The sequence below is a fragment of the Burkholderia sp. Ed8 genome (assembly GCF_040761425.1).
Taxonomy (GTDB): Bacteria; Pseudomonadota; Gammaproteobacteria; order Burkholderiales; family Burkholderiaceae; genus Burkholderia; species Burkholderia seminalis.
Window position 1 is genome coordinate 3,303,828 of the sequence record NZ_CP142886.1, and the last position, 13,336, is coordinate 3,317,163.

Here is a 13,336-nt window from a genome sequence, read left to right on the forward strand (position 1 = left end):
GCCCCAACATGAACGTAAACGTACAGGTCGATCTATAATCGCGTCATCGCCCCGCCCCTCCGACGCCCGATGCCGAACGACACCTCCCCCGCACTGCTGACCGTGAGCGACGCCGCTTCGCGGCTCGGCGTCACGCCGCGCACGCTGAAATATTACGAAGAGCGCGGGCTCGTCACGCCGTCGCGCAGCGAAGGCCGCTACCGCCTCTACGACGAAGCCGATCTCGAGCGTTTCGCGCGCATCCTGCGGCTGCGCGCGCTCGGCTTCTCGCTGCACGGCATCACTGAAATGCTGAAGCGCCCGCTGGAAGAAACGGGGGACGGCCGGCGCCGCTATTCGGACGCGTCGCTGCGCGACATCCGCACGGGCCTCGCCGAACAGATCGACACGCTCGACCGGCGGATCGCGGCCGTCCAGCGCGAACTGAAGGAAGCCGTCGCACTGCGCAAGGAACTGCAGCACGACATCGACTACGTCGAACGGCGCCTCGCCGGCGAAAACCCCGACGCACTCATCGCGCAGCGGCGGGCCGAAGCCGGCACGCGACGCCCCCGCAAGGATCGCGAATGAACGCGGTGCCCGGCCGAGCGCCGCTGTGGAGCCGCGCCAACCTGCGCACGGACCTGTTTCCGTGGGCGCTCGCGCTCGTCACCGGCATCGACTATTTCGACAACGCGGTCTTCTCGTTCTTCGCGAGCTACATCGCGGGCGGCATCAACGCATCGCCCGACGAACTCGTCTGGTCGTCGAGCGCGTACGCGGTCACGGCCGTGCTCGGCATCCTGCAGCAGCAATGGTGGGTCGACCGGCTCGGCCATCGCCGCTACGTCGCCGGCTGCATGCTGATGTTCTCGTGCGGCGCGATCGCGTCGGCGCTCGCCGACACATCGCTGCAACTCGCGTTCGCGCGCGGTTTCCAGGGGTATTTCATCGGCCCGATGATGGGCGCCTGCCGGATCCTGATCCAGATCAGCTTCAAGCCGCAGGAACGGCCGCCCGCGACGCGGGCGTTCCTGATCATGATCCTGCTCGGCAGCGCGCTCGCGCCGATCGTCGGCGGACTGCTCGTCGCGCATTCGACCTGGCGTGCACTGTTCGCGTGCACGGCACCGGCCGGCATCGCCTTCGCGATCCTCGCGCTGCTCACGCTGCCCGACTCGGGCCGCACGCCCGACGACGAACGCGGCTCGGGACACTTCTGGCCGTACGTCGTATTCGCGCTCGCGCAGGGCGCGCTGCAGATCGTGCTGCAGCAGGTGCACTACCAGCTCTACAGCGGTTCACCGATGCTGATCCTGCTGACGATCGCGGGAGTCGGCGCGCTCGCGTGGTTCGCGTATCACCAGTGGAACCACCCGACGCCGCTCGTGCGGCTGCATGCGTTTCGCGAGCGGACCTTCCAGGTCGGGCTGCTGCTCTACATGTTCTATTACTACGAGACGACGGGGTTCAGTTACCTGACGTCGCGCTTTCTCGAAGGCGGGCTCGGCTATCCGGTCGAGAACGCCGGCCGCCTGGTGGGCACGATGTCGCTGATTTCGGCCACCGCGCTGTTCGCGTACCTGCGCTACGCGAAACTCGTCGCGCACAAGAAGTGGTTCGTCGTGCCGGGGTTCGCGATCGCCGTCGCGGCCGCGCTATGGATGACGCGCATGACGCCGCAGGTCGGCGAGGCCGCGCTGATCGTCCCGCTGCTGCTGCGCGGGCTGCTGCTGCTCTTCATCGTGCTGCCGGTCGCGAACCTGACGTTCCGGATCTTCGCGATCGACGAATACACGCACGGCTACCGGCTGAAGAACATCGTGCGGCAACTGACGATCTCGTTCGCGACGTCGTCGGTGATCATCGTCGAGCAGCACCGCGTCGCCGTGCACCAGACGCGGCTCGTCGAGCGTGCGAACGTGTTCGACCCGCTGTTCCAGCAGACCACCGACGCGCTGACGCACAGCTACGCCGCCGCCGGCCACGCGCTGAACGAGGCGCACGCCCTCGCGATCGCGTCGATCGCGCGAATGGTCGCGCAACAGGCATCGCTCCTCGCATCGCTCGACGGGTTTTACTTCCTGGCGGGCGTCGCGCTGGTCGGCGGCGTCTTCGCGGCATGGCAAAAAGAGATCGATTGAGTTAAAAGACAGGCTTTGGATTATCGTCAGCCGTCTCCATGCTTTCAAAACTGACCCGCTGGTTCGACGACCGCCGCCGCGACCGTGCGCTGCGCAGCCACCCGATCTCCGACACGCTGTGGCAGGACACCGTCGAGCGCCTGCCGTTCCTCGCGGCGCTGGCGCCCGACGCGCTCGGCCGGCTGCGCGAGCTGACGAGCCTGTTCATCGCGAAGAAATCGTTCTCGACCGCGCACGGGCTGGCGCTGACCGACGAGATGATCGTCGCGATCGCCGCGCAGGCCTGCCTGCCCGTGCTGAATCTCGACCTGTCGCTGTACGACGGCTGGGTCGGCGTCGTCGTGTATCCGGGCGAATTCGTGATCCGCAAGACCGTGCAGGACGAGGACGGCGTCGTCCACGAGGTCGAGCAGGACGCGAGCGGCGAGGCCTGGGAAGGCGGGCCGGTGATCCTGTCGTGGGAAGACGCGCAGATGACGGACGGCCGGGACGCGTACAACGTCGTGATCCACGAATTCGCGCACAAGATCGACATGGTCAACGGCGCGGCCGACGGTTATCCGCCCCTATTTCGCCGCTGGCACGCGCCGCACCTCGACGCGCAGGCCTGGTCCGACGTGTTCGAACACGCGTACGACCAGTTCTGCGCACGCGTCGACGCGGTGCCGGACCGTGCATGGGCGCGCTTCGAGCGGGACTCGCTGATCGATCCGTATGCGGCCGACCACCCGTCGGAGTTCTTCGCGGTGTGCAGCGAGGCGCTGTTCGTGCGGCCGAAAGCGTTCGAGTCCGAATTTCCGGAGCTGTACCGGGTGCTCGCGCGTTACTACCGGCAGGATCCGGCCGGCACCGGCGCACTCGACGCACCGTGAAAATTATTCGTCAACCATCTGATTTTCTGGCATAATCGCCGTTTTTCGACCTTAGGCAAGTGGCTCGCGCCGGGCTTGACGTCAACCGAATCGCGCCAGTTTGGGCGGCAAGGCACGGCAAGCGGCGGGTTGGCTACCGCTCTCACCAAGGAAAATCATGAAACCTGGCATTCACCCGGACTACCGCGAAGTCGTCTTCCAAGACATGTCGAACGGCTTCAAGTTCATCACGCGCTCGACGATCCAGACGCGTGAAACCATCGACCACGAAGGCAAGACCTACCCGCTCGCCAAGATCGAAGTGTCGTCGGAATCGCACTCGTTCTACACGGGTCAGCAAAAGATCATGGACACGGCAGGCCGTGTCGAGAAGTTCAAGAACAAGTTCGGCGCACGCGCCAGCGGCAAGATCGCGAAGTAAGCTTCGCATCGGCATCGCACAAAAGGGCAGCCCAGGCTGCCCTTTTTCGTCTCTGCTCGCCCGGAAGCGTCCGGGCATCGACCTGACGCGGCGCGGCCGGCGCGTCTACAATGCCGGATGCTCGAAACCGGCTCGCCCGCGCGCAACCGCGCCAGGCGCCCGCCCATAACAAAACGCTCATCTGCATGAAGCCTGTCGTCCGTCTCACCGCCTCCGCCACGCGCGCGCTCCCGCGCTGGCTGCTGCTCACGCTCTGCCTCGTCTACGCGGCGTTCGGCCTGTTCGGCCGCGACCCGTGGAAAAACGAGGACGCGGCGGGCTTCGGCGTGATGTGGACGATGGCCAAGGGCAGCTGGCACGACTGGCTGCTGCCGAACCTGGTCGGCAAGTTCATCACGACCGACGGACCGCTCGGCTACTGGCTCGGCGCGCTGTCGATCCGCGGCCTCGGCCCGTGGGTCGATGCCAGCAACGCGTCGCGCGTCGACACCGGCGTGCTGTTCTGCGTCGCGTGCGCCTTCGTCTGGTACGCGGCCTACCTGCTCGGCCGGCGCGCCGAGGTACAGCCGTTCAAATACGCATTCGGCGGCGAACCCGAGCCGCGCGACTACGGCCGCACGCTCGCCGACGGCGCGCTGCTGGTGCTCGTCGCGTGCTTCGGCCTCGCGGAACGCGGCCATGAAACGACGCCGCAGCTCGCGCAGTTCGCGTGGATCGCGATGCTCGTGTACGGAATCGTGCGCGGCATCGACAAGCCGCTGCAGGGCGCGCTGTGGTGGGGCGTCGCGATCGGCCTCGTCGCGCTGTCGGGCAACCCCGTGCTGGTCGCCGCGCTGCTCGCCGGCACGGCCGCGCTGTGGCTCGTCACGCCCGAGATGCGCAACCTGCGCCTGCCGCTGGTCGGCGTGCCGCTCGCGGCCGCGATCTTCGCGCTGTGGCCGCTCGCCGCCTTCGTCGCGGCGCCCGACGACGCCGCCTGGTTCTTCAACCAGTGGATCCACGGCAGCCTGATGCGCTTCTCGGGGCCGCCGACCGCCGTGCTCGGCTATGCGGCGAAGAACCTGCCGCTGTTCACGTGGCCGGCGTGGCCGCTCGCGATCTGGGCCTGGTGGAGCTGGGCCGGCATGCGCCGCCGCGCGCACATCGCGATTCCGCTGTCGGTTGCCGTGCCGCTCGTCGCGCTCGTGATCCTGCAGAGCCAGCAGTCGAACCGCATGTACATGCTGCTGCTGCCGCCGCTCGCGGTGCTCGCCACGTTCGCGCTGCCGACCCTCAAGCGCGGCGCGATCAATGCGATCGACTGGTTCGCGGTGCTGAGCTTCACGATCCTCGGCACCTTCGTATGGCTCGTATGGCTCGCCTCGCTCACGGGCTTCCCGCATCCGCTCGCACGCAACCTCGCGCGGCTCGTGCCCGGCTACGAACCGCATTTCAAGATCCTGTCGTTCATCTGCGCGGTGATCGTCACGGTGTGCTGGTGCTTCCTCGCGCGCTGGCGCATCTCGCGACAGCCGAAGGTGCTGTGGCGCAGCGTCGTGCTGTCGGGCGCCGGCACCACGCTGATGTGGGTGCTGCTGATGACGCTGTGGCTGCCGATCGTCAACTACGGCCGGACCTATCGCGATGTCGCGCAACAGATCGCCGTGCACCTGCCGTCCGACTACGAGTGCATCTCGCCCGTGCGGCTCGGCGATGCGCAGATCGCGACCTTCGCGTATTTCGGCAACATGCACTTCGACTTCTCCGGCGACTGCGACGTGATCCTGCGCCAGGATCGTTCGGACTTCGGCGAGCCGAGCGCGATGTCGCAGTATGTGTGGCGCCTCGTGTGGGAAGGCCGCCGCGTCGCCGACCGCGATGAGCGCTTCCGCTTGTACGAGCGCATCGAGCGGCCGAAGACGCCCGTCAAGCGGCGTCCGGCGCGCCGCCAGGCGGCCGATTGACGATGTTCGGCGACATCCGCCGGATCGTCGGTCTCGCGTGGCCGGTGCTCGTCGGCCAGCTCGCGATCATCGCGTTCGGCGTGATCGACACCGCGATGGTCGGCCGCTACTCGGCCGTCGATCTCGCCGCGCTCGGGCTCGGGTCGTCGATCTACGTGTCGATCTATATCGGCCTGACGGGCATCCTGTCCGCGCTGCAGCCGATCACCGGGCAGTTGTACGGCGCGCGGCGCTATACCGAAATCGGCGAGGAAGTACGCCAGGCGCTGTGGCTCGCGCTGCTGCTCGCGATTCCCGGCTTCCTGCTGCTGCATTTTCCCGAGCCGCTGCTGCGCATCGCGCATGCGCCTGCCGCGCTGCACGAGCGCACCGTCGACTACCTGCGCATCCTGTCGTACGGGCTGCCCGCCAGCCTCGTCTTTCGCATCTACAACGCGCTGACCAACGCGGCCGGCAAGCCGCGGCTCGCGATGATCCTGCAGATCGGCGCGCTGCTGCTCAAGTTTCCGCTCAACGTGTGGTTCATCTTCGGCGGGTTCGGCGTGCCGGCCCTGGGCGGCCCGGGCTGCGGGCTCGCCAGCACGCTGATCAACTGGGCGCTCGCGCTGATCGGCTACACGCTGCTCGCGAAGCTCGACGTGTTCGCGCCGCTCGCGATCTTCTCGCGCTTCTGCTGGCCCGTCTGGGCACGCCAGAAGGCCATCCTCAAGCTCGGCGTGCCGATGGGCCTGTCGTACCTGATCGAGGTCACGTCGTACACCTGCATGGCGCTGTTCATCGCGCAGTTCGGCACGACGACGCTCGCCGGCCACCAGATCGCCGGCAACATCGGCGCGGTGCTGTACATGACGCCGCTGTCGATCGGCGTGGCGGCGTCGACACTGGTCGCGCGCGCGCTCGGCGCCGGGCGCCCGGAAGAAGCGCGGCTGCTCGGCCGGCACAGCGTGATGTTCGCGTGCGGCGTGGCGGCCGCCTACGGCGTGCTCGTGTTCACGCTGCGCCCGCTGATCATCGGCGGCTATACGCCGAACCCGGCCGTCGCCGCGGCCGCGATGCCGCTCGTCGCGATCGTCGCGTGCTACCACTGCTTCGATGCGCTGCAGGTCACGTCGGCGTTCGTGCTGCGCGCGTACAAGGTCGCCGTCGTGCCGACCGTGATCTATGCGGTCGCGCTGTGGGGCATCGGCCTGAGCGGCGGCTACGTGCTCGGCTTCGACGTCGGCGGCATCGCTCCCGCATGGCTGACAGGCGCGCGCGGCTTCTGGTTCGCGAACACCGTCAGCCTGATGCTCGCGGGCGCCGGGCTCGCGCTGTACCTGCGCCGCGTGAGTCGTGCGCACGCCTCCGCCGCCTCCGCCGCCTCCGCCGCCTGACGCACGGCCCGCTACGCGTCCTCCAGCACGTCGGCCGCGTGATATGACGACCGCACGAGCGGGCCGGCGACGACTTCCCTGAAACCGAGTGCGAGCGCCTCGCCGCGCCACGCGGCGAACGCCTCCGGGCTCACGTAACGCCGCACCGGCAGATGGTGCGCCGACGGCGCGAGATACTGGCCGAGCGTCAGCACGTCGACGTCATGCGCGCGCAGGTCGCGCAGCGTGTCGCGCACTTCGTCGTCACGCTCGCCGAGCCCGAGCATCAATCCCGACTTCGTCACCAGCCCCGGCCGCGCGCGCTTGGCCTGCAAGAGCAGGTCGAGCGAACCGCGATAGTCGGCGCCCGGCCGCGCCGCGCGATAGTGCGACGGCACCGTCTCGACGTTGTGGTTGAACACGTCCGGCCAGGCCGTCGACAGCGCATCGAGCGCACGCGCCACGCGGCCGCGGAAGTCCGGCGTCAATACCTCGACACCGATGCCGGGCACGCTCGCGCGCACCGCCGCGATGCACGCGGCGAAATGCGCGGCGCCGCCGTCGCGCAGGTCGTCGCGATCGACCGACGTGATCACGACGTAGCGCAGCCCGAGCGCGGCGGCCGCGGCGGCCAGCCGTGCCGGCTCGTCGGGATCGAGCGGCTCGGGACGGCCGTGCGCGACATCGCAGAACGGGCAGCGCCGCGTGCACAGGCCGCCCATGATCATGAAGGTCGCGGCGCGCTGCGCGAAGCATTCACCGATGTTCGGACACATCGCCTCCTCGCAGACGGAATGCAGCCGATGCTCGCGCAGCACGGCGGCCATGTCGGCCACCGCCGCGCTCATCATCGGCCGCGCGCGCAGCCACGGCGGTTTCGGCAGCGCCGCGCCGGCCGCGGGCTCGACGCGCACCGGAATGCGCGCGAGCTTGTCGCGGCTGCGCGCGCCCGGCTGGCCGAGCGCCGTGAGGCTGGATCGTTCGGGCGCGGCAGCCATCGTCACGCTCCGAGAAACGCGACGATCAGGCGGTTCACGTCGGCGGCCGCCTCCATCTGCACCATGTGCCCGCTGCCGGCGATCACCTCGGCACGCACGCCGTCAGGCAGGCCCCGCGCATGCTGGGCGGGAATCACCTGGTCGCGCTCGCCCCAGATCACGAGCGTGCGCGGCGCAAGCGTCGCGAGCCGGTCGCGGAACACGCGCCGCTGGGCGGCGCCGTCGAACGCGGCGTTCGCGATCTTCTCCAGTGCGGCCTGCACGCCTTCGAGCCGCTTGTACTTGACGAGATCCTCGACGAGCTGCCGCGTCACCAGCGCGTGGTCGGCGAACAGCGCGCCGAGGTGCGGCTTCAGCGTGTTGCGGCTGTTGCCGGCGACGAAGCCGTCGATGTAGGCACGGTTGATGTCGGTGCCGAGCCCCGCGCTCGCGATCAGCGTCAGCGACGCGACCCGTTGCGGCGCGCGCTCGGCCGCCGCCATCGCGACCGCGCCGCCCATCGAATGGCCGATCAGGTGCGCGTGCTCGATGTGCTGCGCATCGAGCAGCGCGAGCACCGCATCGGCGAGTTCGTCGAGGCTGCCCGTATCGAGCGCCTTGCCCGACTCGCCGTGACCGGGCAGGTCGAGCGCCCACACCGGCCGGTGCGCGGCGAGATCCGCGTGATTGAACAGCCAGTTGTTCAGGTCGCCGCCGAAACCGTGGATCAGCACGGCAGGCGTGCCTGCCCCGTCGCCGAGCTTCAGGAAGCGCACCGTGCGGCCGCCGATCTGCGCCTTCTCGGGCTGCGGGCCGGCAGCCTCGTCGGTGGCGGCGCTCGGCACGAAATCGCGCTGGAAGTCGGCGATCGCCGCATCGATGTCGGCATCGCTCGCCTCGGCGGCCGCGACGACGCCGAGCAGCGCGCCGACCGGCAGCGTCTCGCCTTCCTGCGCGACCTGCCGGCGCAGCGTGCCGTCGAACGCGCACTCGACGCCCGACGAGATCTTGTCGGTCTCGACGTCGAGCAGCTCATCGCCCTTCGTCACGCGTTCGCCGATCGCCTTCAGCCAGCCGTTGACCTGCCCCTGCTCCATCGACAGCCCCCACTTGGGCATCGTGATCATGTGAATCGACATCGTGTCAGCTCCTCGTCTTCAGGACCGCCTGCCCAATCGCATCGGCGGACGGGATGTACAGGTCTTCCAGCACGCTCGCGAACGGCGCCGGCGTATGCGGCGCGGTGACGAGCCCGATCGGCGCCTTCAGCGAATGGAACGCGCGCTGCGCGACGAGCGCGGCGATGTCGGTCGCGATCGAGCAGCGCGGATTCGCTTCGTCGACGACCACCACGCGCCCCGTGCGTTCGGCGCTTTCGAGAATCGTCTCCTCGTCGAGCGGCGACGTCGTGCGCAGGTCGATCACGTCGCACTGGATGCCGTCCTTCGCGAGCTTCGCGGCCGCGTCCATCGCGAGATGCACCATCCGGCCGTACGTGACGATCGTCACGTCGTCACCGTCGCGAACCACGTTCGCCTCGCCGAACGGAATCGCATAGGACTCCTCCGGCACGTCGCCTTCGCGCGTATAGAGCAGCTTGTGTTCGAGGAAGATCACGGGATCGTTGTCGCGGATCGCCTGGATCAGCAGCCCCTTGGCGTCGTACGGCGTCGACGGGCACACGACCTTCAGCCCGGGAATGTGCGTGAACAGCGACGTCAGCATCTGCGAGTGCTGGGCGGCCGCGCGCAACCCGGCGCCGTACATCGCGCGAATCACGACCGGCGTCACGGCCTTGCCGCCGAACATGTAGCGGAATTTCGCGGCCTGGTTGAAGATCTGGTCGAAGCACACGCCCATGAAATCGATGAACATCAGTTCCGCGACGGGCCGCATCCCGCATGCGGCCGCGCCGACCGCCGCGCCGATGTAGCCGCCCTCCGACAGCGGCGTATCGAGCACGCGGCCCGGAAACTTGTGGAACAGCCCTTTCGTCACGCCGAGGACGCCGCCCCATGCATCGTCCTCGCCCGGCGCGCCCGCGCCGCCCGCGTTGTCCTCGCCCATCACGATCACGCTGTCGTCGCGCGCCATTTCCTGCGCGAGCGCTTCGTTGATCGCCTGCGAATAAGTGATCTTCCTTGCCATGTCTGTCTCCTGGAATGTTCGGTTTGCCGTGCCGGCCGCGATGTCAGGCCGCGCTCACGGATACGACACGTAGACGTCGGCCAGCAGGTCGGCGGCATCCGGCACCGGCGCGGCCTTCGCCTGCGCGACCGCGTCGTCGATCAGCGCCTTGACCTGCGCGTCGACCGCGCGCAGGTCGGCCGTCGTCAGCGCTTCGGCACGCACGACACGCGTCTCGAAATGCTTCAGGCAGTCCTTCTCGTCGCGCAGCTTCTGTACCTCGCCCGGCGCGCGGTAGGTTTGCGCATCGCCTTCGAAATGGCCGAAATAGCGCGTGAACTTCACCTCGACCAGCGTCGGGCCGCCGCCGTTGCGCGCGCGCTCGACGGCTTCGCCGAGCGCTTCGTGCACCGCGAAGAAGTCGAAGCCGTCGACGATCACGCCCGGCATCCCGAACCCGTTCGCGCGGTCGGCGATGTTGTCGGTCGCGACCGACCAGCTCGACGACGTCGCTTCCGCGTAGCCGTTGTTTTCGGCGACGAAGATCGCGGGCAGGCGCCACACCGACGCCAGGTTCATCGATTCGAAGATCACGCCCTGGTTCGACGCGCCGTCGCCGAAGAAGCACACGCCGACACCGCCCGTCTTCTTGTGCTTCGCCGCGAGCGCCGCGCCGCACACGAGCGGGCCGCCCGCGCCGACGATCCCGTTCGCGCCGAGCATCCCCATCGACAGGTCGGCGATGTGCATCGAGCCGCCCTTGCCGTGGCAGACGCCCGTCTTCTTGCCGTAGATCTCGGCCATCATCCCGTGCACGTCGACGCCCTTCGCGATGCAATGGCCGTGACCGCGGTGCGTGGTGGCAACGTAATCGGCGAGGCCGAGATGCAGCATCGTGCCGACCGCGGACGCCTCCTCGCCCGCGTACAGGTGAACGAAGCCGGGAATCTCCCCGGTCGCGAATTCGACGTGCAGGCGCTCCTCGAATTCGCGGATCGTGCGCATCAGCCGGTAGGCGTCCAGCAGCGTGTCCCTGCTGAGCTGGGTCGAAGCGGTCATGTGTGTCTCCTGGTAGGTTTGACTGCGAATGCCGCCGCGTCCGTGCCGCGGCGGCGGATTGCACGGCCGGCGGCCGTCAATGGAACGTGAAACCGCCGTCGACGTTCACGGCCTGGCCCGTCACGTTGTCCATCGTCGCGAAGAACAGCGCGAGCCGGCCCATGTCCTCCGGCGTCTGCGCGCGGCCCTGCGGGATCAGCGTCAACTGGTGCCGCTGCCACGATTGCTCGACCGTTTCGCCGTCGGTCTTCCATGCTTCGGACAACCGGTCCCACATGTCGGTCCGGACGATGCCGGGGCAGATCGCGTTGACGGTCACGCCGTCGCGCGCGAGTTCCTTCGCGAGCGCGTTGGTGAAGCCGACGACCGCGAATTTCGATGCGCTGTAGTGCGCGAGATTCGGAAAACCCTCCTTGCCCGCGATCGACGCGACGTTGATGATCCGGCCGCGACCCTGCGCCTTCAGGTGCGCGAGCGCCGCGCGGCAACCGAGGAACGTGCCCTTCGCGTTCACGTCCATCACGACATCCCAGTCGCGCTCGGTCAGTTCGGCGACCGGATGAATGCTGATCACGCCCGCGCAGTTCACGAGGATGTCGAGCCCGCCGAGTTCGGCGAGCGCCTGCGCGACCATCGCGTCGACCTGCGCGGCCTGCGTGACGTCGACCTTCGCGACCGCCGCCCGGCGGCCGAGCGCACGCACCTCGCGCGCGGTGGCGTCGAGCGCGTCGTCGAGCAGGTCGGCCAGCAGGATGTCGGCGCCCGCGCCGGCAAGCGTCAGCGCGATGCCGCGGCCGATGCCGCGCGCGCCGCCGGTGACGATGGCGACCTGTCCTTCGAGAACGGTTGTCATGACGATGTCTCCTTGAAAATCGTGCTGGATGGCGAAGCGTCTTGCATCAAACCGGATGCTCAGTCGCGCCACGCGCCGGCGCTGCGCAGCAATTGCCGCGACGACGCGTAGCGCAGCGTGCGGCCGACGTCGACCGTCAGCGGTCCGCGCCAGTCGAGCGAGATTTCGTAGCGCTCGCCGCGCGCGACCTCGATCTCGCGCTCGCCGTCGAACGCGAGCGTGCCGCGTTCGAACGGAATCGCCTGCCACGTGTCCGGCTCGAGCCGCTCGCAACTGCGCATCACGACGCGATCGACGCGCCCCGGCGCGATCGGTGCGACGAGCGGCGTGCCGGCTGCGTTGCCGGCTTCCGCGAAGCGCATCGCAAGCCCGTGCGGCGCGCTGCGTTCGAGCGGCGCCCACGCGCCGCCGAGCGCGGACAGCCCGATGCCGTCCGGTTCCGCGAAGGTCAGGTAGAGCGCGTCGAGGTCGTCGGACCCGGAGATCGCACGTGCGCCGATGAAGCGCTGCCGCGCGGCGCACACGTCGACGAGCGCGATCTCCTCGCGCCCCGGCTGCGCGCCCGCCGCACAGCGCACGACGAGCCGCTTGTTGCGCACGAACGCGACCTCGGCGGGCACGGCGCCGGTCGCGGCGAGCCCTGCCGCGACGCCGGCGACGGTCGCCTCGCGATGTTCGGGAAACGCATTGTTGGTGCCGGTGGACAGCGCGACGAGCGGCGTCGCGCCGCAATGCGCGGCCACCGCGCGATGGGTACCGTCGCCACCGAGCACGACGATCAGCGCGACTTCCATCCGGTGCAGGTACGCGGCGCCGGCCTGCGTGTCGGCGACGGTATCGGTGATCGGCAGGTCGACGAACTCGACCTCGGGCCAGCGTTCGTGCGGCGCGACCGCGCGATGCGTGTCGATCGCGCGCAGTAGCAGCGTCGCGATGCCCGTGCGGTCGCGCAACGTCAGCACGCGCTCGACGCCCATCGCACCGAGGCCGGCCAGCAGGCGCACGATCATGTTCGCCTTCTCGGCCGTCGGAAACACGGATGCATGCGTCGTGAGGCGGCGGATGTCGCGCCCCGATGCGGGGTTCGCGATCACGCCGACGGTAACGGGCGTCGTCACGGGTTCGTCTCCATCCAGTGGACCGGCCATGCCGGCCCGGTCTGTGTCGTCCGCTGCCATCGACGGGCGGCGGATCGTCGTCGCCGACGCGACCGCATCGGCTTGCCCGTGATCTCTGCAAGCGGCGTGCCATCGTCGCTGCGACGACCGCGGAACCCGCGTGCACACTGGCGCGACAGGCAGGCACGCGTTCGCGCTTCGTGACCGTGACGACACGGCACCTGGCGAATCCGCCCGTGCGTCTCACGCAGCCGATGCGACGAAACGATCGCCCCGGCCTCTGCGCTTGCGCGCCGCCCTGCCCGCAAACCCCGCACGCGCGCGGCTCGACGCGGGCGTCGGCCGGCCGGACGGCCACCGTGCGCCGTGCATGCGGATGTCTCACGCGCGCGAGACACGGCGAGCGACCGGTGAGACGAACGTCTCACGCCGGCCGCGTGCTGCGATGCAATGTGATCCGCCGAACGGGATGTGCTACAAGAACATCGCAT

General features: G+C 68.9%; 12 protein-coding genes. 6 read left to right on the top strand and 6 right to left on the bottom strand.

The genetic code is table 11. The features are described from left to right. Window positions 1-69: 69 nt before the first annotated feature. The 6 genes from VXM69_RS29070 (at window position 70) to VXM69_RS29095 (ending at window position 6,732) form a co-directional block, all read left to right on the top strand. Window positions 70-570, top strand: a complete 501-nt coding sequence (locus VXM69_RS29070) for a MerR family transcriptional regulator (protein WP_034188648.1) — start codon at window positions 70-72, stop codon at window positions 568-570. Continuing rightward, the gene (locus VXM69_RS29075; RefSeq protein ID WP_367189635.1) at window positions 567-2,123 is read left to right on the top strand and encodes an MFS transporter; all 1,557 of its coding nucleotides are present in this window, start codon (window positions 567-569) and stop codon (window positions 2,121-2,123) included. The genes VXM69_RS29070 and VXM69_RS29075 overlap by 4 nt, the downstream gene beginning before the upstream one ends. Window positions 2,124-2,161: 38 nt before the next feature. After that, a complete protein-coding gene (locus VXM69_RS29080) occupies window positions 2,162-2,995 on the top strand; it encodes a zinc-dependent peptidase (protein ID WP_200086432.1) in 834 nt (277 codons plus the stop codon). 157 nt (window positions 2,996-3,152) lie between these two features. Next, a complete protein-coding gene (locus VXM69_RS29085) occupies window positions 3,153-3,416 on the top strand; it encodes a type B 50S ribosomal protein L31 (RefSeq protein ID WP_034188651.1) in 264 nt (87 codons plus the stop codon). 110 nt (window positions 3,417-3,526) lie between these two features. Beyond that, a complete protein-coding gene (locus tag VXM69_RS29090) occupies window positions 3,527-5,359 on the top strand; it encodes a glycosyltransferase family 39 protein (protein WP_124669688.1) in 1,833 nt (610 codons plus the stop codon). Between the two features lie 2 nt (window positions 5,360-5,361). Next, window positions 5,362-6,732: an MATE family efflux transporter gene (locus tag VXM69_RS29095; protein ID WP_226228494.1), complete on the top strand. Its 1,371-nt coding sequence runs from the start codon at window positions 5,362-5,364 to the stop codon at window positions 6,730-6,732. 11 nt (window positions 6,733-6,743) lie between these two features. On the opposite strand, the gene lipA is transcribed toward VXM69_RS29095, so the two are convergent. From lipA to VXM69_RS29125, 6 genes are all read right to left on the bottom strand, one after another. Further along, window positions 6,744-7,709: a lipoyl synthase gene (gene lipA, locus VXM69_RS29100; RefSeq protein WP_367189636.1), complete on the bottom strand. Its 966-nt coding sequence runs from the start codon at window positions 7,707-7,709 to the stop codon at window positions 6,744-6,746. A gap of 2 nt (window positions 7,710-7,711) precedes the next feature. Further along, complete coding sequence (locus tag VXM69_RS29105; protein ID WP_226228491.1) at window positions 7,712-8,827, bottom strand: acetoin dehydrogenase dihydrolipoyllysine-residue acetyltransferase subunit; 1,116 nt, start codon at window positions 8,825-8,827, stop codon at window positions 7,712-7,714. Window positions 8,828-8,831: 4 nt separating this feature from the next. Beyond that, window positions 8,832-9,836, bottom strand: a complete 1,005-nt coding sequence (locus VXM69_RS29110) for an alpha-ketoacid dehydrogenase subunit beta (protein WP_175028809.1) — start codon at window positions 9,834-9,836, stop codon at window positions 8,832-8,834. A gap of 54 nt (window positions 9,837-9,890) precedes the next feature. Then, entirely contained in the window at window positions 9,891-10,874 is a 984-nt protein-coding gene (locus VXM69_RS29115; protein WP_034188657.1) for a thiamine pyrophosphate-dependent dehydrogenase E1 component subunit alpha, read from the bottom strand. Window positions 10,875-10,950: 76 nt separating this feature from the next. Next, a complete protein-coding gene (locus VXM69_RS29120) occupies window positions 10,951-11,727 on the bottom strand; it encodes an SDR family NAD(P)-dependent oxidoreductase (protein WP_367189637.1) in 777 nt (258 codons plus the stop codon). 59 nt (window positions 11,728-11,786) lie between these two features. Beyond that, window positions 11,787-12,845, bottom strand: a complete 1,059-nt coding sequence (locus tag VXM69_RS29125; protein WP_034188659.1) for an NAD(+)/NADH kinase — start codon at window positions 12,843-12,845, stop codon at window positions 11,787-11,789. Window positions 12,846-13,336 lie beyond the last annotated feature (491 nt).